1 protein-coding gene is annotated in these 1,224 nt (G+C 28.0%); it reads right to left on the bottom strand.

Going from position 1 to position 1,224, the window contains the following annotated elements:
* Nucleotides 1-380 precede the first annotated feature (380 nt).
* Nucleotides 381-725 (bottom strand): thioredoxin, encoded by a 345-nt coding sequence (gene trxA, locus DUT90_RS00010; protein ID WP_408962299.1) that lies wholly within the window; start codon nucleotides 723-725, stop codon nucleotides 381-383.
* Nucleotides 726-1,224 lie beyond the last annotated feature (499 nt).

Here is a 1,224-nt window from a genome sequence, read left to right as displayed (position 1 = left end):
ACAAAGCCTAATCCTTTTTCTAATTGTGCAAAAATTGCTTGATTGTTTTCTGATACTTCGTTTTTGGTTGGTACATTAAATGTGCTCATAATTTTATGCCTGCTGCAAACAGGACTTTTTTTTTATTTATTATTAATTATTGTTCGTTATTTGTACAAAATTCTTGTTCTAAATTGTTATTCTCGTAAGTTTGATATCCCCAGCAATTTGGGCAATCTGTGTTTTGTATAGTTTTCATATTGTTTTTGTTTTAAATATTAATATTGTTTTGAAGAATATCTCAAAAACACTTCCTTTTCATTTATACTGCAAAGATGCAACCAAGACCAACCTTTAAAAATGGACAAAAGTTCCTTTGGTTTGGACTTGATCTTTTTTGTTTACTTTAATCTGTCTATTTTAGATCTTAAGTTTCTTTCTGTAATTAATCCTGTATGAGAATCTACAGATTTACCATCTTTAAAAAACACTAAAGTTGGAATGCTTCTGATGTTAAATTTTGCTGCCAATTCTTGATTTTCATCAACATTTACTTTTTTAATTACGACATCATCTTTTAGCTCGTCTGCTAATTTGTGAATAGTTGGTAATAAGGTTTGACATGGACCACACCAGTCTGCATAAAAGTCTAATAAAACATTGCTATTATTTTCTATTACCGAATTGAAATCTGTTTGTTTTAATTGAATTTCCATCTTTATATTTGTTTTATATTCCTTTTTTATTTCGGAATGTTGTTAATACTATTTGTTTTATGCTGAAATACGTTCTGCATGAATTACACTACAAAGATGCAACCGAAACAGAGGTTTAAAAATGGACAAAGGTTCTTACTGTTTGGACTACCTTATAACTTTTTAAACAATACATGAACATAGTTGTTGTTTACACATTCTATTTTGTGTAGGTTACAGTAATTAAAGTTGCTATTGTTTTATAAACAACTCATTTATCTTACTAATACACAAATAACTGATTGAAAATCTAAATACTACTATTGTCTTAAAGTTTAGTTTATAACAATAAAAACAGGCTTAGAAATATTTTTCCCAAGCCTGTTTTTAATAAACCGAAACTACTATTTACTCTACTATTAGAGTGTATTGTGGTGTTGGGTTTAAAGGACAGAAATATACATATTCTCCTTTTGCTAACGTTACTTTGTTTGATGTTTGCTTTTCGTTATTTTTAACTTGAGCTGTAACGTAAGCATTTTTTATATGT

Source organism: Polaribacter sp. WD7, assembly GCF_003335085.1.
In the GTDB taxonomy this organism is placed as follows: Bacteria; Bacteroidota; Bacteroidia; order Flavobacteriales; family Flavobacteriaceae; genus Polaribacter.
The sequence above is the reverse complement of the archived record's forward strand: the minus strand, read 5'-3'. Positions and strand labels throughout refer to the sequence as shown.